We start from the raw sequence: 21,753 nt of genomic DNA on the forward strand, positions 1-21,753 counted from the left end.
TCTAAGGAATCATTAAAATCATGGCAAATATCAATTCCGGCGACATGAATCCCATTAACCTCTTTGGCTTTGCCTCAGATGCAGGCTTCTCAACCCTGGGCCAAGTTGACGAAGAGCCCAGTCATCCCGACGTGCTGACCGATGGGGGCGACCTAATTCAGAATCGTAACTATACCCTCATTGTCGATCGCAGCTCCAACATGAGCATCATCGACCCCACCCATCAAATCACCCTGCAATCCATCCTCGAAGATGCCACCCTAGCCGTCGCCACCCATTGCGAACACTTGGATTTCAAAGGTATCAACCTCTACTTCTATAACAACAGCTTTGAATACTGCGATCGCATTACCACCGAGCGCATTCCCGCCCTCTTCCGCCAACATCCTCCCTCCCACCAACCTCACCTGGCCCCCGTTCTCAGGGATGCCTTCAACCGCTATTTTCAACATCGCCGTTATGGTGAAACCAAAGCCAACGGAGAGATTATTTTTGTTCTCATTGGCACGATGCCCCTAGACCCCGATGATGTCAAACAAACCATTATTACTGCCTCAAAACGTCTCTATCGCGAAGATGAATTAGGAGTGCTACTTCTACAAGTGGGCACAGACTTAGAACTACAATCCTTTCTCATCAGCCTCGATAACGAACTCCAAAATTTAGGAGCCAAATTTGACATTTGCGATGCCGTCACCTTCGACACCATCAACCGCGCTACCCTCTCAGAAGTGCTCCTAGCCGCCATCACTGACTAACCGATTCCCCCCTGAACCCATCCCATTAACTACTCACCGGAAGCAGAATCGTCACCGTGGTTCCCTGACCACACCCCTCACTATCAACAAAAATTTTGCCACTCATGAGGGAAACCAAATTCGCGGCGATCGCCAACCCCAACCCCGGGCCGCGACGGCTTTCGGGACAGCCTTCAATTTTAGCGAACGGTTGAAAGAGCTTTTCCTGCTGCTGTGGATCAATACCAATCCCACTATCGGAAATGGCAATCACCGCCTCCGGGAGTTCATGGTAGCTAGTACGACCCATGGGGGCGCTAATCGCCGTCGAGACCGTAATCGAGCCGTCTTCCGTGAACTGAATCGCATTCTCCAAGATAATCTCTAACACCTGTTTGAGCATTTCCCGATCAGCCGTTACCCGTAAGGGGGGCGGAAAATCGCGACGTTCCAAGTCAAGATTCGCCTCTTGCAACAGCGGCCGATGAGCCTCAACCACCTCATCCAAAAGAGTTTCTAACTCCACCCCCGTTAACTGCGGCGTCATTTGGCCCGAATGAATCTGAGTTAAATCAGAAATATCCTCCATCAACTCCAGTAGCCGTTGTCCCAACTTCCGCAGACGATTTAAATCCCGGCGGTCTTGCTGAGAATACTCATGGGGGCGATCGCTCAACCCCTGAACCCGCTCAATCGCCTCCTCAATCGGCTTGCGGAACTCCTCCGCCAGATTATGCAAATACAAATCCTTAAGGCGATCAGTTTCCCGCAACGCCCCATTTTCCTGTTCCAAGCGAGCCACAGTGGTTTGAAAACGCAAGGCCAAGCGATTAAAACTCTTACCCAACACCCCCACCTCTTGGGATGAATCATCCACCACGAGAGGAATAGTCACAGAACCCGAGCGTCGTCCCAACTGAGCCATAGACTTAGTTAGCTGTCGTAGCGGTTGACTCAGCCAAGTGGCTAATTGGCAACCCATCACCGCCGCTGTTATGGTGGCAATCAGGCCCAAAACCCCAATAATCATCAGATTGAGCCAGATGGGTTCCATGAACTCCGTCTTAGGAATCGCCACCACGACTAACCAATCGAGACCCCACTCATCCCGCAGAGGAGTCACTTGCATTGAATAGTGTCGATTAGCCTGAGAAAAGGCGAGAATTTGCGTTCCTTGGACATTCCCCAAACTGCCAAACTCGTTTAGCAGCACGTTCGCCGCCGTGCGGATGGTACTATTCGGACTATTGAGAACATCCATCAACTCCCGGCCACTGCCCTCCTGGCTGACCTCATCCCGCAAGTGTTGCGGAGCCGAACTGGCAATAAGCTCTCCTTGACGGTCCACAAGGAACGCCTGGCCTCCTTGGCTCAGCGTCAGTTGTCGGAGAAAAGAACCCACCGGAGCAATATCCGTTTCCACCCCAAGAGTTCCCCGTAAGTCCCCAGTGGGACCATAAATCGGGGCGATCGCCAGCAAGTTTCCCGAGGGAAGATGCTGCCACAGAGGCTCGGACGCCGGCTGCATCGCCACCTGATTGAGAATCTCCATTAGACTCCTAGGGATGTCTTCAGATGCCGGCAAAAAGCGTCCCTGGCGACTCATCGGAATCATATTCCACTCGTCCATCTCCTCGGTATTACGATATAAGCGAGCCGTTCCATCCTCTTGACGAGACAGCAGTAGTTGACCCTCCATCGCTTCACTATAGAAGAGGGTTTGTATCTCAAAGGCCTGCATCTGCTCCCAGAAATAGCTTCCCATGACCTGCCAGTCCTCTAGGGTCAAACGTTCCAGACTTAACGCCGCTGCATTAGTTTGGGTCACTTGGCGAGGAGTTGCCAGATACCCGCCCAAATATTGGAGAATGTGACGACTGACTTCATTCTGTAGCTGAATGGTAAACTCCTCCGCCGTTCGCTGGCCTGAGCGATAGGAGGCAAAGCCGATGGCCGTCGTAAAGACTAATAGCAATAATACCAAGGGTGTTGTCAAAGCCGCGCGCAATGACAGTTTTGGGAAGGAACGGTTAGAAGTCGGACGAAAGAACACAAGTTTGAAGAGGGTAAAAAGGGGGGCTAGAACTGTGGAGAGAGGCAGCACCCAAAACAGGGACAACCTGGGAGACAACAGAGGGGGAGACCAGAAGGTGAACCGACCGGTTCCACTACTGACTAGGATATCGTGACCTCAGCCCGCTATTGGTATAGAGGTCAGGGAAATCCCCCAATTTCGATACACTGGTTGTGTTAAACCTTCAGGGGATTTCCCCATTGACTCGGATGTTATGGCTGTTACACCTCGAACCTTGGCGCGTTGGAAACAAGAAAAGCGTCCGTTAGTGGCCCTGACGGCGTGGGATTATGCGATCGCCAAAGTCTTAGATGAAGCGGGGGTAGATCTCATCCTCGTCGGTGACTCCTTAGCCATGGTGGCCCTAGGGTACGAGACCACCTTACCCCTAACCCTTGAGGAAATGCTACATCACGCCAAAGCCGTGCGTCGAGGCGTGAAACAGGCCCTGCTGGTGGTGGATTTGCCCTTCCTAACCTATCAAGAAAGTCCTCAACAGGCCCTTCATTCCGCCGGTCGTGTTTTAAAAGAAGCCGGGGCCGTCGCCGTCAAGTTAGAAGGGGGACATCCAGAAATGAGCGAAATTGTCGCGAAATTAGTACGAGCGGGGATTCCCGTGATGGGCCATGTGGGACTCACTCCCCAATCTGTGCATCAGCTTGGCTACCGCAAACAAGGAACGACTGAGGCCGAGGCTGAGCGCATTCTGGCCGAAGCCTTAGCCCTCGAAGCTGCCGGTGCCTTTGCCGTGGTCTTAGAACATATAGAGAGTCAGTTAGCGGAAACCGTGACCGCCAAATTAACAATTCCCACCATCGGAATCGGCGCTGGAGCTGGCTGCGATGGACAAATTTTAGTCACCCACGATCTCCTAGGATGGTCCGATCGCCAGCCGCCCTTTGCCAAAGTCTATGCCAACTTACGGGAGACCATCGCCCAAGCCATTCAAACTTACAGCAATGACGTGCGATCGCATCCTCAAGTCGTTCCCCAGACATCTGGGGATCAGGAAAAAACACGTTGATTCTAGGAGAAACTTTAGGTATTTACACGGATAGACCTATTGAGAAACTGTCATAACCCTACCCAGGAATCGTGTTTTTTGTAACTCCTGAGCTTGACAATCTGGGATATCTTCGCTAGGGCATACTATTAAATTTGTAAAGTTTTAACTCATCATCCTGAAAGAGGGGAAGAAAACGAGATATACTTAATGTAAATAAGCAACAGGTTAACGTGACGTTAACGTCAAAGAACCCAACCTTGAGTCTCCTGACCTTAGTTATCTCCAAGCTCTAATGTGTCTGTGATTCATCTTACGTCTTCCGGGTCCGCCATTCCTTAAAGGACGACAGTGCTCGCCATACAGGAGTGTACCCGGATGCCCTTAACCGCCTATCCCGAGGACTCCTTCTATGGCACGCTCTAGATCTCCCCTTGATCGCCCCGCTCCTTCCCTTGGCCATCATCGGTCTCACTCCAGACATTCTCTCCCCTCGCGCCAGGGCGATCACCTAGGATTTGAAGCGCGGCATTTGACCAATGATGACGGGGAATCCATCACAATTTATCTGCCTCATCGTTAGTCAACCCCTGAACGAGTGGTTTTCCCGTCGGGACTCAGGAACCCATCACAGCTTCATCAGATAACCCGGAGCAGTTCTTGCGATCGCCTTCGGGTTTTACAGTATCTTGACGGGCATCGTCGTAAGTTATCCCCACAAGTTATAGTGAAGACAACCGCTTAAGCCAACCTGCAGGGTCAGCAATTATCTGTGAGTTATTGCATCAACCCCCAATGCCCTAGCCCCGAAGACGGGATCGATCCGAGAGACACCGTTTGTCCTCACTGCGGGTCAGACTTAGTCTTTCAGAATCGCTATCGCATCAACCGACTCCTTGGGAGTGGGGGATTTGGCAAAACCTTTGAAGCGCTCGATGGTCGGGAGCTAAAGGTGATCAAAGTTCTCTTCAAAAACCACCCCAAGGCGGTCACCCTATTCCAACAAGAGGCCAAAGTCCTCAGCCGCCTGGAACATCCCGGGATTCCCAAAGTCAAGCCCGACGGGTACTTCACCTACACCCCACCGGATAGTGAAGAGCCAGTTCACTGCCTCGTGATGGAAAAAATCGAGGGGTTAAACCTCGTTGAATGGCTCGAACAACGAAACAATAAACCCATCGACAAAAAACAAACCGTCGAATGGCTCGAACAACTCGTAGAAATCCTAGAACAAGTCCACCAGCAGCATTACTTCCACCGCGACATCAAACCCCAAAACATCATGCGCCGTCCCAACGGTCAATTAGTCTTAATTGACTTTGGCACGGCCCGGGAAGTCACCGGAACCTACCTCAACAAAGTTGGCGGCGGCCAGAACGTCACCGAGATCATCTCTGCCGGCTACAGTCCCCCCGAACAAATCAACGGTAAGGCCGTCCCCCAGTCAGACTTCTACGCCTTGGGGCGTACCTTCGTCTATCTCATGACCGGGAAAAAGCCCACAGAATTTCCCGAAAATCCACGAACCGGTAAACTCCTCTGGCGCGAAGGAGCGCCGCAAATTCCCGACGCCCTCGGCGATGTCATCGATTATCTCATGGCCCCCTTCCCTGGCAATCGTCCCCAACATGCCCAGATGATTCTCAATTGTCTGGCGGAAGCCGAACCGGCCATCGCCTCCACCAAATCCACCCTCACCCTATCCTTCCAACGCAAACCCAAAACTCCCTCAGCCGGAGAATCCAGCAAAACCCGCCAACGGGGAAGTCAGTCCGGCTTTTCCCGAAACAACTCCAGCGGGACAACCTCCCGCAATACCAGTCACTCCGGAAACACCAGCTCCACAAGTCACAGTGGGCGCACCCAGAGTCCCCATTCCCGGCCCAGCCCGCAGCGGTCCCTCCCCCAACTCCCCCGTTTGCCCCAACTTCACATCAGTTGGCAGCCCCTAGTCGCCCTGTGCGTTGCCCTAGCGGCCCTGAGTCAAGGCTATGGCTATTGGCGCTATGGCCTGTTTCCCGCTATGCCTTGGGATTTGGTGCTTGCCATTCCCAGTTCCTCCTTTTTAGAGACGTTGATTGCTCGTCACGCCGGGGAGGTGGAGGCTTTAGCCATTGTCCCCGATGGAACTCTCCTCATCAGTGGTCACAACCAAGACCTCGACCTCATCGCCACCCGTAACAATATCGTCCTGCAAACCCGGTCTGTCCATGAATCGTCCATTCGAGCTATTCTGACAACCCCCGATGGCAATAGCCTAATCACCGCCAGTGATGATGCCAGTATTCGCATTTGGGATTTACGAACAGCAATCCGTCGCTTCACCCTCAGCGGCCATGAAGGACCCATCAACGCCTTAGCTCTCTCCGAAAATGGCCAAGTGTTAGTCAGTGCCAGTGACGATGGAACCTTACGGGTTTGGGATGTGAACCAGGGACGGATTCAACGGACCCTCAGCGGCCATGAAGGACCCGTCAACGCCCTGGCCCTTTCCCCTGATGGACGTATCCTAGTGAGTGGTGGCCAAGATGAAAGTTTACATATTTGGGATATGGAGCGTGGAGTCCTGATTCGTTCCCTGACCGGACATCAGGGCCCCATTACCGCCGTGGCCCTTTCCCCCGATGGAGCTTCGATCGCCAGTGCTGCTGAAGGGGATCAGGTACGCCTATGGAATGTTTTTCCGGGGGCTGAGCTATTCCGTCTTAACAATACTGAGGTGAATGTGAATCAGCTGGCCTTCACCGCTGATGAGACCTATGTGGTTGGAGCTGGGCGTGAACTGCATTTTTGGAACTTAGATAGTGGCGATCGCGAGTATAGTTTCCGGGGTCATAGCCAGGACATCAGTAGTTTTGTCTTGACCCCCAACGGATATCAGGTCATTACCGCCTCCCATGATGGAACGATTAAACGTTGGACATTGCCCACCCAGAATGATGCAGCAAGGGACGGTTCCTAGGGACTCACTCCCAGAACTTCCCCAAAAATTAAAATCTGTGAAGGGAAACCCCTCCACAGACTGTTCTAGATATGTCCCGAGTCGTTTTGCGTTCCGACTGTATGAGGACATCATAGACGATAGAATCGAGATGTTTAGTCTATCTTAAGGTAGAGATTTTTGAGACTTGGCTTGGCAGGCCCATGGAATGACTGTAGATTATGACGTTTTCTTCTTGTTCGGTAAATCTGATTGCCCGAGATAACAATTCCGGGCTAACCCGGGATGCCCTCTTGCTGATGCACCTGTTACAGGGAGAAGGATTCGACGTCTCTTGGTCTAAAGATTGCGAACCCGGACTACGAGGTCAATTGTCTAAACAGGCTCTGCGGCGCTTACAGCAGGGCTGGCGACGCTGGCGAGGTCAGCCGCGCTATGATATCAATCTCTTCATTGAAGGGGTCGTGCCTTGGTGGTTACCCCATGCCCGTTTTAACCTGCTCATTCCTAACCAAGACTGGTTTCATGACTATTGGAGTCCCTACCTGAAACACTTTGACTATATCCTCTGCAAAACCAAAATCGCGGAAGACGTCTTCTCCTCCTGGGGAAAGACTGTGTATATCGGCTTCACCAGTGAAGACTGCCACCTCCCAAAGATGACTCCCGACTACGATCGCGCCTTTCACCTGGGGAGCGATCGCATCCGTTTAAAAACCGCTCTCCTCTGGAAAATTTGGCAAGAACACCCAGATTTCCCGCCCCTGACCTTAAGCAGTCATAACCTACCTCCCCAGACCGAGATTCCCAAAAACCTGACCTTGATTCAGACATTCATCCCCACCCCCGAGCTACGGACACTTCAGAATAGCCATGGGGTTCATCTGTATCCCACCCGAATTGAGGGGTTTGGTCATCGTATCAGCGAAGCCATGAGTTGCCGAGCCGCCGTGCTGACCACCGATGCACCACCCATGAATGAAATTGTCAGCCCCGATTGTGGGATTCTCGTTCCCTATGAAAAGATACAACCTCAATATTGGGGAACCCAGTATCATGTCACCCACCGCAGCCTCACCACCGCTCTCGAAACACTTTGGGGAACCGACATCGCCACCCGTCGCGCCTGGGGAGAACAGGCGCGAGAGTATTATGAGGAACGCGATCGCACCTTCCGTCAACGACTCCCGGAACTACTGCGCAACCTCTGACCGCCGCCTGTCACCCCTCTAAGACATCTGGCGATAGCGTCCTAATGCCAACAGGGGAAAATAGAGACGATAGTAGTCATAGCGTAGATAGAAGTGACTGGGAAAACCCGTTCCCGTAAACCAGGACTCATCCCAAGTTCCATCAGACTGTTGCGTCTCAATTAAATACGTAATTCCCCGTTCGATGGCCTGCTGCCAAGCCAAACTCGCTCCTGAGTCTAACACTTTCGCCACAGCCATCAACCCCAGTAACGCCCAGGCCGTCTGAGAGGCGGTACTATCCCCCTCTCCCTTAAAACGAGGATGGTCATAACTCAGACACGTTTCCCCCCAACCCCCATCGGCATTTTGCACCGCCAGCAGCCAGTTCGCCCCCCGTTCCAGAGCCGGACGGTGCTGTTCAGGGGTAATGAGAGCCAAGGCCGACAACGCACCACTGGTTCCATAAATATAGTTGACGCCCCAACGGCCAAACCAAGACCCATCCTTCTCTTGTTCCCCCAACAAATAGGCTAAGGCCCGTTCAAATTGCTTAGCATATTGCTGTAAGGGAGTTTCCGGGCCCCCCGTCTCCAACTCCGCCGCCATTTCCAAAATCCGGGCCGTCACATCAGCCGTGGGAGGGTCGATGGTAGCTTTCAAATCACTGTAAGGTAAGGCATTTAACCATTCCTTATCATTATCCACATCGAAGGCCGCCCAGCCCCCATTCTGACATTGCATCGACAACATCCAAGCCACTCCCCGTTTGACAGCCGCTTGGGTTTTCTCCGGCTGGGGGAGTTGGGTTTGATTCAGGGCCATCACCACCACCGCCGAATCATCCAAATCGGGATAAAAGCGATTGTCAAACTCAAAGGCCCAACCTCCCGGTTCCCCGGTTTTGTTTTTAACCCGCCAATCCCCATAATCGAGAATTTGCTGACTCAGGAGCCAATTAGCCCCCTTGACAATACGCGAGTCATCTGGTAATACACCAGACTCAACCAGCGATCGCACCACCCAAGCCGTATCCCAAACCGGGGACACACAAGGCTGCACCCAATAAGTATCGTCTGTCTCCACCCCGAAGCGGGCGATCGCCTCAAACCCCCGTTCCACAATCGGATCACCCAGCTCATACTTCAGACTCCGCAGCGCCAGCATAGAATTGAGCATGGCGGGAATAATCCCCCCCCAGTCCCCGCTTGCTTCTTGACGCTCAATCACCCAATCTTCGGCCGCCTTGAGGCCCTCCTCACGGAAAGGCACTAAATTAAGCTGTTCCCCCCACTTAAAGAGGTTGTCCAATTCCACAAACCCATCGCTCCAGTCCCCCGTGCGCGGTAACTCAAAGGACGCCGCCGCCACCCCCTCGCTGTAGAGTTCATCTAAACTAATCTGAGGGTCAAGACGATACACCGGCTTCTCATCAAAGACAATCAGTAGAGGAACTGTACTGCCCCTGGCCCAACTGGACATATCATAGATACTAAACGGAGCCTCCCCTGGAAGCAGCATAATCCAAGGGGGAATCGAAGGCACTCCTCGCCAATCATAAGCACCAATCAGCGCCAAGTGCATTTTCGTAAACACCCGCGTTTGGCTAATTCCCCCTTTCGCCAAAATAAAGCTCTTGGCTTTCAGCAACGCCGGATCATCAGCGGGAACCCCCAACAGCCGTAATCCCAGATAGGCTTCCACGGAGGTACTTAAATCTCCCCCATCCCCTCGGAAGAGTTCCCAGCCTCCGTGATTCTGTTGCTGTTGGCGGAAAAACTGCTCGGCTTTCCCCCAGGGAAGGCGATCCTCAAGCTGCCAAATTTTATGCAGAAGAATCACCTCCGCCAACATAGTGACGTTCGATTCAAGATCGGCCCACCAATAGCCTTCAGGCTGTTGCTGTTGCAGGAGATACTCTTGGCTGGCCTGAATGGCCTGTTGAAGTCTATTCCTATCCATGAAAAATTCTGAAACGGCGTTTAGGGCAGTAGTTTAACCCAGTACAGTCTCCAAACGGGGGACATCGAGCCAAGCTTGCTGCTCACTCGAAGCGTGGGTTAGATCCATTAACAGTTGGGAATACACCCCTTCCCGGAACGAAGGGGCGATCGCCACACCACTATCAATGCCTTGTACCCAGCGATCAATGGTACGCAAGAACGGGGCCAACCGTCCATCAGGATAACTACGGGGAAAGGCTAAGCGGTTGGGAATCTCCAATTCCACGGGAGTCTCCCCCGCAGGCGCTCCCAATAACCGGAAGCCATGAACATAGTCTTGCTGGTTAGAACTTCCTAAAATCAGAGTTCCCCCATCACCATACACCTCCAGCCAATGACCACGTCCCCCATAGGTGGCAGAACTGAGACTCACCTGACAAGGCGTTCCATCGGCCAGTTCTAAGGTTAACAACGCTGTATCATCAGCATCCACGGGTTTAAGACGGCCCCCCTCATTGGGATCGGGCCGTTGGCCAATAGACGTGTGCAACTGGGCCAACATCCGTTGCACCGGGCCAAACAACCAGGCAATATAATCGAAAGTATGAGACCCCAACGCCCCTAACGCGCCGCCACCTTTGTCCTTCTGAGCATACCAATTCCAGCCTCGGTCTGGGTTAGCGCGACTGGACATCAACCAATCAATTTTAACCAATCGTTTCTGGCCCACATAGCCCTCGTCCAGGAGTTCCGCCAGACGCATCCAGGTAGGAACGCCACGATATTCAAAATCCATGGCCGCCACAATTCCCGTATCCTGGGCCAGATGATACAGCGTGGTGGCTTCCGAGAGATTGAGCGTCATCGGCTTTTCCAAGAGGACATGTTTCCCTGCGGCGATCGCCTGTTGGGCCATCTCTGCATGAAGGAATGGCGGCGTGGCGATACTCACCCCATCAATCTCTGGGGAATTAAACAACTCCTCCAAGGAACTATAGGCCTGAGGAATATTGAACTCAGCCGCCACCGCTTGAGCCTTCGCCGCATCTCGGTGATAAACCCCCTGAACTTTGGTGCGATGATGAATCTGAAACCCGGGAATGTGGACTTTTTGCCCAAATCCTGTCCCGATAACAGCAACCTTGATATCTCCGTTCATAACATCTTGCGAAATCGTCAATCTTTTAGTGATAGAGAAGGGGCCTCGTGGCTAGTTCTCAACAGCGCAACTGCTGAATGCGATCGCACATCCAGTTCACCACCGTCTCCCCTAAGCGCACGTCATCGAGGAGGTCGATTTCCCGAACTCCCGTGGGACTGGTGACATTAATTTCGGTTAAATAGCCCCCAATCACATCAATGCCCACAAAGTACAATCCATCTTGCCGTAATTTGGGGGCAACTTGCCGACAAATATCCTGTTCTCGTTCAGTAATTTCCGCCTTCGCCACCCGTCCCCCGACGGCCATATTACCCCGGAACTCCTCCCCCGTAGGAATCCGGTTCACTGCCCCAATGGGGTCTCCATCTAACAGAATAATCCGTTTATCTCCGTCCTTGGCTTCCGGGAGATATTGCTGCACCATCACGGGAACTTGGCCATTGAGGGTACTCAGTTCTACCAAGGAATTGAGGTTAAAGTCTCCCACCTGAATCATAAAAATCCCTTCCCCGGCTTTCCCACCGAGGGGTTTGAGGATGGCTTTTTGGCGACGTTGCACAAATTCCCGAATCACCCGTTTATCCTGAGTGACGATGGTTTCAGGAATGGCCTCGGGAAACTGCAAGGCGTACATCTTCTCGTTGGCGGCCCGTAAGCCTCGGGGATGATTGAGAACTAAGGTCTTTTCTGGGTTCACATAGTCCAGGATATAGGTAGCGTAGAGGTACGGCACATTCACCGGCGGGTCCGTTCGCATTAACACCGCATCCATGGCTTCTAGGGGCTGCCAGATGGGGGCTTCGACCTCATACCAGGGGTTGGCGGCCTGCCAGTGACCGTCATGGTTTTCGACGGGGGTTAGGGTGACGGGAGATAGCCAACTATGGGCCACTCCATCCACGACGCCTAATTGATTGGCTTGGGTGGTCCAGACTTCATGGCCCAGATGCTGGACGGCTTCCATGAAAGCCACGGTGGTATCGTGGCCGGGGTCAAGGCTCGCGAGAGGGTCGAGGATGAAGGCAAATTTCACGGCATTTGTGTTGAGAGCTGACTCCTGGTATTTTGCCTTATTTGGGGGAAAGGGGGAACCACGGAGTCACAGAGGACACGGAGGAAAGAGGGAGAGGGGGGTTGGTATAATTTGGGTTGGGGGTGTTTCTTGGATGCTGGAACCTCCTCTTGTGTTTAGGATGGGCGATCGCCGTTGATGAGTATTACTGACTATCGACATACTGCCATTCTGGTCTCTGACCTCGACCGCGCGGAATGGTTCTATGGTGAGGTTTTGGGACTGACTCAGGTGGAACGTCCCTTTCGGTTTCCGGGGACTTGGTATCAAGTCGGGGCCATGCAATTACATCTGATTGTTTCTGAGTCCCCCTCCCGGGAATTGGCGTCGGAGAAATGGGGCCGTAATCCTCATGTGGCGTTTGGGATTGATGACCTCGATGGGATGTTAAACCGCTTAGAGGCGGCGGGGTGTCCGATTCAACGCAGTGCGTCGGGACGGCCGGCCTTGTTTACCCAAGACCCTGATGGCAATATCGTTGAACTGAGTGCGGAATGAGGATTGTTGTCTATTCCTATCGCCTGAGTCCTGATGAGCCGCTCCCGGACATCGATTTACCGGATTCTGGGAGGGTTGAACGCCATTATGTTGATATTGGGGGGCGATCGCAACTCCAGCAACTCCTCCAAGATTGTTCTCAGGAGGCGGTGGATTATCTCCTGGTGCATGAGTTCCATGAGTTGGGGGAGACGGTTGAGGCGATTGGTCAACATCTACAGGCCTTTGAGGCGATGGGGGTGAGAGTGGTCGCCACGGGGGGAGCGGCCATACCAACTCGAACTGACGACCCCTTGACGTTATGGGACTGTTTGCAACAACTGCATCGGGAAACCCAGCGGCGACGACTGCGGCGGGGTCATCAGCAGCAGCGGCTTCAGGGCCGTCCACCTCCGGGAAAGGCCCCCTATGGCTATTTGCGGGGGGGCGATCGCTATCGCCTCGATCGCAGTACAGCTCCCGTGGTAAAAGCCTTTTTTGAGCATTTTCTCCTCTATGGGTCCCTGCGAGGGGCCGTTCGTCATATCGCGCAACGCTACGGAAAACGCATTTCGGTCACCACGGGACGACGTTGGTTAACCAGTGCGGTCTATCGTGGTGATTTGGCCTATAAGGATGGTCGCGTTCTCCCGGATACCCATGTTGCCATTCTCTCCCGGGCCGAAGCGGCGCAAGTTGACCGTTTGCTGCGGCGTAATCGTCAGCTTCCTCCCCGTACCGCCAGTGCGCCGCGCTCTTTGGCGGGGTTAGTTTCCTGTCAAACTTGCGGCTGTGGCTTCACCGTCAGCCGTGTTACCCGTCGTCGTCAGCCTGAGGAGTATCTCTATTTACGTCCGAAGGCCTGTCCCCAAACCCCTAAATGTCCAGGACTCTCTTACGATGAGGTCTTGCAGCGCACGGTGGAACGAGTCTGTGAGGATTTGCAACGCCTGGCGACTCACTTACCCCTTCCCGATCGCGATGGCCGCAAGCAAGGGTTACAGGAGCAAATTTCTCAAAAACAAGCGGTTCTACACCAGCTTCCTCAACTCCTTGATGAGGGAATTCTTGACCCAGAAACCTTAGCCTTACGTCAGTATCATCTCAAGGCTGAAATTTCTCAATGTCAATCTCAATTAGCAGCCTTGACTCCAGTTAACTTACAAGAAACCGCTAAAACAGTCTCTATCCCCCAGTTTTGGTGGGATTTGACAGAAACGGAACGCCGCTTCTATTTTCGGGAGTTTGTGCAACAGATTTATATTATCCATAGCGGTGACCGTTGGCAGGTCCAGGTTGATTTTAAGTTTCGCGGCTGTTAGGGAGAGTCTCTAACGTTTTAGGGAAAAACCCTAACTCCAGTCAATCTCCTGAATCCCTCACCGGGAGGGAGGTGGGCGGCTATTCTTGAAAAAACTGGGGTTGACAATTGACAACCCTAAGGGTTAGGGTTTACTGGTGGTTGTACCGTGGTTATTTCCAAGACTTAGTTTCGGAAATCTTGATTGTTTCAACGCCTTCCTCAGTTTCAATGAAACTATCAAAAACCGCGTCACAATTTGTAACATTTTAATTGCTTATCCCAGCCAAAAGAAATTCATAACAGCCCCACCTTTACTTAAACAACAACCATCGTTCATAATGGACTGAACTGAGAATTTCAAGAGGGCGTTATGGCAATTTTAGAAACTTGGGTTGGGTTAACGGGCCTGGTGCTGTTCAACGGAACAGTCTGTCTGGTCTTACCGCGAGTGTTATCCCTCAACTGGGGTCAAGCTTGGTCCCATTACATGGAGCAACCCTCCCCTGGGTCTAAGTCTTCTGAGACTACAGTGGATGTGGATGAGGGCGTCGCCTCGCTCCTCAATTCCTAGGCATGACAGCACCCTTGGAGGGAGCGAGTTTGGGGTAGGGTCCCCTAACGCTCAACCCCGGTCAGTCCGCCCTTATGACGTCCTGACAAAAAATCTGGGAAAATCCCCACAACTCCCAGGAAGATTGCTATACTGGAAAGTAGAAATCAATCATTCGAGATGCAGGCGTTCTAGGGCGTGGCCCTTGCGGTATTAGACCCGTTGAGGTTAGCCAAATTCTTTGTAATCATCTTGATTCAGGAATGAGGTTAAGGGCTAACGCTAGACTTGACGCCGTCCCATTCGCTTAACGGTCGTGTTCGTTAGGGTGAGGTGTTTTCTTCGGAAGGCGATCGCCCTGGTATTTTGCAGCGCAACGGATGCAAATTGGGACAGTCAGCCAACGCCGGAGCAGCACCCCTTGGGTTTCGTCCTAGGGTGGCTTTCTCCTGGACAAAATTAGGCTCCTTGTGAATCTTCCACGCCTTAGAGTGCTAAACCCCCGAATGCGGTTTATGTTGTTGTTGGAGGATTATTCGCTCTTGTGAACGTTCATTTATCGCCATCGAGGTATTTGGCGGTGCTCTCGGTTTGTCTGCTCATTGCAATTTTCTCGGTGCTGCCTCAATATGGGTCGCTGTCGAACTCCCCAGCAGCTCTCGTTAGCCTTTCTGCCTCGGGATGGGTCAGGTCAACCCCTGTAACACCCCAGCTCTTGTTAACATTGCCCATCACCACAACAGATCAGGAGACCGGTTGGAGACAGCCCTTAAAGACCTTTGAGGAACCATCACAGGGAGACAATCCCATCTCCCAGTTTGGAGAAATCGTGACTCGTCTGCGTCGCATCTTTTGGGCGATCGCCCGGCGCTGTCAAGTAGCCTTACAGTCATCCAAAGCCTTATTAATCACAGAAACCAATCTAGCTCATAAGGGAGACGATATGCTAGAGAATGCCGCCTAACAGACTCTAGTCTCAATCCGCCTGTGAACGTATGGTCTTTGATCCCCCTATACGACGACTCCATCGGTCAGTGGAGTTGGGAAGCCCGGTTGTTGCGTTGGCTCACCTTCGTTTGGCTGGGGGCCGGCTTACTGGTTCTATTTTCCGCGTCCTATCCAAGCGCCGCCCTAGAACTTGGAGATGGAGCCTACTACGTTAAACGTCAGCTACTTTGGCTGGTGGTGGGATTAGTGGTATTTAACACCACAGTCCATACCCCCCTCCATCGCTGCTTGGCGATCGCCCACTGGGGTGTTTTAATCCTACTTGGGTTGTTGCTGTTGATTTTAGTCCCCGGTTTGGGAACCACCGTCAACGGCGCAACCCGCTGGATTTCCCTTGGCTTTATCCCCATCCAGCCATCGGAACTGATCAAACCCTTCTTAATTCTGCAAGGGGCGATCGTCTTTGGCCGCTGGAACCGCCTCTCGGTGGGCCAACGGCTGTTTTGGCTAGCCATCCTGATTCTGATCCTTGGCTGTATTATCTTGCAGCCTAACCTCAGCACCACCGCCATGTGTGGCATGATGTTGTGGCTGATGGCCCTAGCGGCCGGAATTCCCTATCGCATTCTTCTGGGAACCGCTGGGGGAGGAGTTCTTCTGGCCGCCCTCAGTTTAAGCTTCAAAGCCTATCAACGGCGACGAGTCTTGTCCTTTCTCAATCCCTGGGATGCCGTCAGTGGTGATGGCTATCAACTGGTTCAAAGTCTACTCGCCGTTGGTTCAGGAGGTGTTTGGGGACATGGCTTTGGTATGTCCCAACAAAAACTGTCCTATCTACCGATTCACGAGAGTGACTTTATCTTTGCCGTCTTTGCCGAAGAATTTGGCTTTATCGGTAGTCTCATCCTGATTCTCTTTCTAATTGCCTATGGTACCTTGGCCCTGCGAGTGGCGCTCAACGCTCGCAACCTACTGTCACAATTGGTTGCCATTGGAGTAATGGTGGCCTTAGTGGGCCAGTCCTTTATTAACATTGCCGTGGCCACAGGAACCCTACCCACCACAGGCCTACCCCTGCCCCTATTTAGTTATGGGGGGAGTTCGGCCATTGCCAGCTTAATGGCAGCAGGGTTGTTGGTTCGGGTTGCCCGGGAAGGGAGTCAGGCCGAGGTGATCTCTCTGTCGCCCCCATCGACGGCCCTAGACCGTCCTGTAAAGAAAGCTAACAAATCGTCCCGCGCGTCCAGACCTTCCTGACCCTGTGCTACAATGGTACGTCAGCAGCCCCGTTTGGGGGACGTTGCTTCTTGGACAGGTCACCGCGACACCTAAACCTGCCGTCTAAACTTACAAAAACTTCCCAGAGTTTCGCTCTGGGAAGTTTTGTCCCGGGGAAACGCTTTCAAAGCATCTCCTGGATGGTGCGACGGCTAGGAACTCCGGGATTCTCCTGCGTTGCGGCTAAAAAAACGGAGCAGAAGATGTACCGAAACGAGGTAGGCCGTTGCAAGGAGTAGAATTGTCAGTGGCAGATCGTCGAAAGTCATAGGGCAGCCTAGGGGTGAGAAGCGGAGGACAAAAGGGATCGAGAAACTTAGCGGTGAACCCACGTCAAACGACGAGCAGGTTCCACCGGCAGCTAGGCAATGCTATGAAGACACTACCCAGTACAACAGAGGACAGGATGGAGCGATCACCCGGGCAAACGAGCGAGTCTCATAAAGTTCCGAGTAACTCCGCAGCAAAAGATACCGCTCTAACCGAGGGGGTCGGTCAGCCACGGATTCGAGGTTTGTCTTCGAGACCTTACACCGCACAGAGAAGCCAAGGCTAATCTGATAATCCTTTCAGTCCCAGCCAAAATGACCAGGAAGGACGGGCAATCATGAACCAGTCTCTCCAACACACTCCCCACGACCTTGTCTGCGTGTTGATATTTTGGAGTTACAACAATCCTTATCTATAAATGTAACATATGATCCCCGATTTGGGGATCGGTTTCACCAATTTTTTTTACAAAACGTCATCTGGACGACCAACAGCTAAAACCCTTATCCCGCAAAGCCTTCATCAATTTCGTAGTCTCTGTTACCAACCCTTGCCCGGAGGCAACGATTGACAGGAGAATTCAGGTAGTGTTAATCAACTGCCCCAAGAAACTTTTCTACAAGGGAAAGGTTGCCTTAGAATAGAAGGTAGGATATGTAAACTTTCGTAACTTAGCCCCTGAGTCAGCCGATCCATGACCTCAGTTACAGCCCTTTTTTCTCCCGTTGAAGACGACCTGCGCGTTCTCAACCAAAACCTGAGACAGCTCGTTGGAGCCCGTCATCCCATTTTGTCTGCGGCTGCTGATCGTTTATTTCAGGCGGGAGGAAAGCAACTGAGACCCGCGATCGTCCTCCTGGTTTCACGAGCCACCGTTGGCGATGGGGATATCACCCCGCGACACCGGCGGTTAGCAGAAATCGCTGAAATGATCCACACCGCCAGTCTAATCCATGACGATGTCCTAGACGAATCTGACGTGCGGCGAGGTATTCCCACCGTACATAGTAGTTTTGGCAACCGCATCGCCGTCTTAGCCGGAGACTTTCTCTTTGCCCAGTCTTCCTGGTATCTGGCGAACCTCGATCATTTGGAGGTGGTGAAACTCCTCTCCCAAGTGATTATGGATTTAGCCGAAGGTGAAATCCAGCAAGGCCTCAGTCACTTTGACACGGACCTCTCCCTAGAAGACTATTTGCACAAAAGCTACTATAAAACCGGTTCTCTGATTGCCAACAGCAGCAAAGCTGCGGCCCTACTCAGTGGGATGAGTGATGAGTTAGCCGAACATATCTATCAGTTCGGACGTAACATTGGCCTGGCCTTTCAAATTGTCGATGATATCCTGGACTTTACCCAATCCAGTGAAACCCTCGGTAAGCCAGCCGCTTCCGACTTACGCAGTGGCAACCTAACGGCTCCGGCCCTCTATGCGATGGCCAAGCAACCACAACTGGTGAATCTCATCAGTCGGGAGTTTTGCGAAGAGGGGGATGTTGAGCAAGCTATTACCCTGATTCACGAGAGTGATGGCATTAGCCAGGCCCGAGAGTTAGCTGCTGAGCATACCCGAGTAGCGGTGGAGCATCTAAACCATCTGTCAGCGTCGGAGGCTCATCAATGTCTCAGTCGTTTGGCGGACTATCTGCTCAGCCGTTGCTTCTGAGCCAGCGTTGGCCCCTAGGGGGAACCTCAGATCTGCCGAAAAACGGCGATCGCCTTAAACTAGAGTCAAGACACGACTACGTCAGCACAGTAACAAACTCAATGATACCCACCGTAATCGAACAGTCCGGGCGCGGCGAACGCTATTTTGACATCTACTCACGACTTTTGCGTGAGCGTATCATTTTCCTCGGCGAACAAGTCACTCCCGAGTTAGCCAACCGGATTGTGGCTCAACTCTTGGTCCTCGAAGCCGAAGATCCTGAACAGGATATTTACCTCTATATCAATTCTCCAGGAGGTGCGGTGTCGGCGGGCATGGGTATTTTCGACACCATGAACCATGTGCGCCCTGATGTTTGCACCATCTGTTTAGGCTTAGCGGCCAGTATGGGCGCCTTCCTACTCAGTTCCGGCCAACCCGGGAAGCGGATGAGCTTGCCCCACTCTCGCATCATGATTCACCAACCCCTCGGTGGTGCCCAAGGACAAGCCACGGATATCGAGATTCGGGCCAAGGAAATTCTCTATATCAAGAATCGCCTGAACTACTACCTCTCACAACAAACTGGGCAGCCCCTGGAAAAACTACAAGAGGACACCGAACGGGACTTTTTTATGTCCGCTGAGGAAGCTAAAAACTACGGTTTGATAGACAAAGTCATCGAACGCAGCCCTTCTGCAAGTCGTCCGGTTTCTGTGGAATCTTAACAGCCAAAATCGCAAAAATAAGCTCTTCTAGTATAGCAGATATGTTCCCGCATATCTGCTATTTTATGTATTGTTTAGTTTGGGGCAAAGCCTGGACGAATATGAGACAATAGAACAAAGAATTTGACAGTATGACAGCTTAAAAAACCCTCTAAAAACCAAGGATTCCTGTCCTGTGGTTTTCAGGAGCGGACTTGGACTTGTTCCCCTTGCCTCCTGCTGCCTACTGCCGATTGCCTACTCCCTACTTTCTATTGCCTTATCATGTCTCAATCCCTGTTTGCCGATGCTATGACTCGGCTCGATCAAGCCTTGCAACATGTTTCCATTTCCAGTGAAGCCATCGAGCGATTGCGCTATCCCAAAGCGAGTTTAGCGGTCTCGATTCCCGTGCGCCTCGATAGCGGTGAGTTAAAAGTATTTCAGGGCTATCGGGTTCGCTACGATGATACTCGCGGCCCAACAAAAGGGGGCATTCGCTATCATCCCAATGTCAGCCTCGATGAAGTCCAATCCTTAGCCTTCTGGATGACCTTTAAATGTGCCGCCGTTGGCCTTCCCTTTGGAGGAGCAAAAGGGGGAATTGTGGTCAATCCCAAAGCCCTATCTCGCATGGAACTGGAACGATTGAGTCGAGGCTATATTGACGCGATCGCCGACTTTATTGGTCCAGACACAGACATCCCCGCCCCCGATGTCTATACCAATGCCACAATTATGGGCTGGATGATGGATCAATATAGTGTGATCAGCCGCAAATTCTCCCCAGCGGTGGTGACAGGAAAACCCACGGCCCTGGGCGGCAGTCTTGGGCGAGATACAGCCACGGCCATGGGAGCCTATTTTGTCATTCGTAACTTGATGAACCGACACCAAAAACTGCCCCAGGTGACCACGGTGGCGATTCAGGGATTTGGCAATGCTGGGGGTGTGTTGGCGGAGTTACTCTATGACGCTGGCTACAAGGTGGTGGCGGTGAGTGATTCTAAAGGGGGAATTTATAAGCCTGAGGGGTTAGATATCCCCAGTGTGCGTCGCTATCAGCGCGATCGCAAACAGATTGAGGCGGTATATTGCGAGGGGAGTGTCTGTAATCTCGACGATCGCCAAACCATCAGCAATAGCGAACTGCTGACGTTGGGGGTGGATGTGCTGGTTCCGGCGGCCTTGGAACGTCAAATTACCCTGGCTAATGCCCATGACATCAAAGCCAAGTTTATCTTTGAGGTGGCTAATGGACCAATCAGTTCGGCCGCCGACTTGATTTTGCAGCAAAATGGGATCTGTGTGGTTCCGGATATTCTCGTTAACTCTGGAGGCGTGACGGTGAGTTACTTCGAGTGGTTGCAGAACCGCAGTGGACTCTATTGGAGTCTTGAAGACATCAACCAGCGTCTACAAGAGAAAATGGATGCCGAAACATCACAGATTCTGGATCTCGCCCAAGAGTTGAATCTGTCGCTACGAACCGCCGCTTATGTTCATTCCCTAAAACGTCTTGCAAAATCCATTGAAGCTAAAGGAACTCAGCAGTACTTTACGCAGTCCTAAGACGGTTGGCGATCGCCCCGAAGCCCTCATCGAGACGATCGCCGCCCGTCAACTCCTGTCTCCCTGGCAGTTTTACCGCCTTTGTAAACAGGCGCGTCGGACTTGGGAGTGCGATCGCCTCTATTTTTACCCACTTCCCCCAGCCCTCTCGAAATCCTTTCCAACCCCGGCCTTGCGGCAGTTTTTGGATGCCCTGGCCGTCACCGTCGGACAGTCACCCTGTCTTCCAGACGCCAGTACGTACCATCTCCAATCCCGGGAAGGGTATCGATTAAGCTTACGAGTCACCTATGCAGGAGTCGGCCTGGTGGGGCGCGTTGTCAAGGTTTCCCTATTAGACTCCTCTGACTCAACCGTCAGCGAGTGCCAAAACCCCTGTTGGGCCTTCAAAGCCTGTTTTGAGCCACAATGGGTTTGGCAACATGGCATCTGGGCAGAAATTCCCATTGGCTTATATCTGCGATCGCAAGGGGTGAGTCGAGATATGGCGCGCTTTCAAGCCGCTGGCCTCACCTGGATGTTATGGGAATGGATTGACGAGACGGAGAAACCGGAGAACCGCCCGGGCCTGGACTATGAAACCCTGGCACAACGAGATAATCTCACCTCTTTAAACCCTCTCAATACCTCCAACTATAACCGCCACGGCGTTCGGCTGGATGCAGGAGGGATTCAGGTCAATTTCTGGGGACGACGTTGGCGGGATGCGGTATATACCCTGGGGTTTTATTGGCGACGCTTTCGGGCTGTTGGCTGGGAGTTTCTGCGGCCCCATTTCAACCTCAAGAGTCTGCGTTACAGCCTCAGACGCACTTGGCGATTGCTCCGAGGCCGTTAACGGGGCCACAATTGGCAAAATTGAGTAAAATTATGTAACG

General features: G+C 52.5%; 18 protein-coding genes. 14 read left to right on the forward strand and 4 right to left on the reverse strand.

Translation table 11 applies throughout. The annotated features are described in order from the left end of the window. The first annotated feature begins 20 nt into the window (after positions 1-20). Positions 21-758 (forward strand): vWA domain-containing protein, encoded by a 738-nt coding sequence (locus NEA10_RS09970; RefSeq protein WP_252665189.1) that lies wholly within the window; start codon positions 21-23, stop codon positions 756-758. 25 nt (positions 759-783) lie between these two features. Here NEA10_RS09970 and NEA10_RS09975 read toward each other — a convergent pair whose 3' ends face one another. After that, entirely contained in the window at positions 784-2,721 is a 1,938-nt protein-coding gene (locus NEA10_RS09975) for a sensor histidine kinase (RefSeq protein ID WP_252665190.1), read from the reverse strand. Between the two features lie 304 nt (positions 2,722-3,025). Here NEA10_RS09975 and panB point away from each other — a divergent pair, with 304 nt between their 5' ends. From panB to NEA10_RS09995, 4 genes are all read left to right on the forward strand, one after another. Continuing rightward, positions 3,026-3,835: a 3-methyl-2-oxobutanoate hydroxymethyltransferase gene (gene panB, locus NEA10_RS09980; RefSeq protein WP_252665191.1), complete on the forward strand. Its 810-nt coding sequence runs from the start codon at positions 3,026-3,028 to the stop codon at positions 3,833-3,835. Between the two features lie 391 nt (positions 3,836-4,226). Further along, positions 4,227-4,397, forward strand: a complete 171-nt coding sequence (locus NEA10_RS09985; RefSeq protein WP_252665192.1) for a hypothetical protein — start codon at positions 4,227-4,229, stop codon at positions 4,395-4,397. Between the two features lie 189 nt (positions 4,398-4,586). Further along, the gene (locus NEA10_RS09990) at positions 4,587-6,776 is read left to right on the forward strand and encodes a protein kinase domain-containing protein (protein ID WP_252665193.1); all 2,190 of its coding nucleotides are present in this window, start codon (positions 4,587-4,589) and stop codon (positions 6,774-6,776) included. A 200-nt stretch (positions 6,777-6,976) separates the two neighbouring features. After that, the gene (locus NEA10_RS09995; protein WP_252665194.1) at positions 6,977-7,966 is read left to right on the forward strand and encodes a glycosyltransferase; all 990 of its coding nucleotides are present in this window, start codon (positions 6,977-6,979) and stop codon (positions 7,964-7,966) included. An 18-nt stretch (positions 7,967-7,984) separates the two neighbouring features. Here the strand turns inward: NEA10_RS09995 and shc are convergent, their stop codons facing one another. The 3 genes from shc to gshB are packed head-to-tail and all read right to left on the reverse strand — an operon-like array spanning position 7,985 to position 12,083. Further along, positions 7,985-9,907, reverse strand: coding sequence for a squalene--hopene cyclase (shc, locus tag NEA10_RS10000; protein ID WP_252665195.1), 1,923 nt, complete (start codon positions 9,905-9,907; stop codon positions 7,985-7,987). Between the two features lie 33 nt (positions 9,908-9,940). Further along, positions 9,941-11,047 (reverse strand): Gfo/Idh/MocA family protein, encoded by a 1,107-nt coding sequence (locus tag NEA10_RS10005; protein ID WP_252665196.1) that lies wholly within the window; start codon positions 11,045-11,047, stop codon positions 9,941-9,943. Positions 11,048-11,105: 58 nt separating this feature from the next. Further along, a complete protein-coding gene (gene gshB / locus NEA10_RS10010; RefSeq protein WP_252665197.1) occupies positions 11,106-12,083 on the reverse strand; it encodes a glutathione synthase in 978 nt (325 codons plus the stop codon). Positions 12,084-12,260: 177 nt separating this feature from the next. Here gshB and NEA10_RS10015 point away from each other — a divergent pair, with 177 nt between their 5' ends. The 9 genes from NEA10_RS10015 to NEA10_RS10055 all read left to right on the forward strand — a co-directional run bounded on the left by NEA10_RS10015 (position 12,261) and on the right by NEA10_RS10055 (position 21,713). Then, complete coding sequence (locus NEA10_RS10015) at positions 12,261-12,620, forward strand: VOC family protein (protein ID WP_252665198.1); 360 nt, start codon at positions 12,261-12,263, stop codon at positions 12,618-12,620. Further along, positions 12,617-13,921, forward strand: a complete 1,305-nt coding sequence (locus NEA10_RS10020) for a recombinase family protein (RefSeq protein WP_252665199.1) — start codon at positions 12,617-12,619, stop codon at positions 13,919-13,921. The genes NEA10_RS10015 and NEA10_RS10020 overlap by 4 nt, the downstream gene beginning before the upstream one ends. A gap of 351 nt (positions 13,922-14,272) precedes the next feature. Continuing rightward, on the forward strand, positions 14,273-14,473 hold the full coding sequence (locus NEA10_RS10025) for a hypothetical protein (protein WP_252665200.1): 201 nt from the start codon (positions 14,273-14,275) through the stop codon (positions 14,471-14,473). Positions 14,474-15,167: 694 nt separating this feature from the next. After that, on the forward strand, positions 15,168-15,416 hold the full coding sequence (locus tag NEA10_RS10030; RefSeq protein WP_252665201.1) for a hypothetical protein: 249 nt from the start codon (positions 15,168-15,170) through the stop codon (positions 15,414-15,416). A 23-nt stretch (positions 15,417-15,439) separates the two neighbouring features. Then, on the forward strand, positions 15,440-16,657 hold the full coding sequence (locus NEA10_RS10035) for an FtsW/RodA/SpoVE family cell cycle protein (protein WP_252665202.1): 1,218 nt from the start codon (positions 15,440-15,442) through the stop codon (positions 16,655-16,657). Between the two features lie 985 nt (positions 16,658-17,642). Further along, positions 17,643-18,614 (forward strand): solanesyl diphosphate synthase, encoded by a 972-nt coding sequence (gene sds / locus NEA10_RS10040; protein ID WP_252665203.1) that lies wholly within the window; start codon positions 17,643-17,645, stop codon positions 18,612-18,614. A 101-nt stretch (positions 18,615-18,715) separates the two neighbouring features. Then, positions 18,716-19,324, forward strand: coding sequence for an ATP-dependent Clp endopeptidase proteolytic subunit ClpP (gene clpP / locus NEA10_RS10045; protein WP_252665204.1), 609 nt, complete (start codon positions 18,716-18,718; stop codon positions 19,322-19,324). Between the two features lie 264 nt (positions 19,325-19,588). Continuing rightward, entirely contained in the window at positions 19,589-20,875 is a 1,287-nt protein-coding gene (locus tag NEA10_RS10050; RefSeq protein WP_252665205.1) for a Glu/Leu/Phe/Val family dehydrogenase, read from the forward strand. Next, complete coding sequence (locus NEA10_RS10055) at positions 20,835-21,713, forward strand: hypothetical protein (protein ID WP_252665206.1); 879 nt, start codon at positions 20,835-20,837, stop codon at positions 21,711-21,713. Before NEA10_RS10050 ends, NEA10_RS10055 begins: the two co-directional genes overlap by 41 nt. Positions 21,714-21,753 lie beyond the last annotated feature (40 nt).

It is taken from the genome of Phormidium yuhuli AB48 (assembly GCF_023983615.1).
Taxonomy (GTDB): Bacteria; Cyanobacteriota; Cyanobacteriia; order Cyanobacteriales; family Geitlerinemataceae; genus Sodalinema; species Sodalinema yuhuli.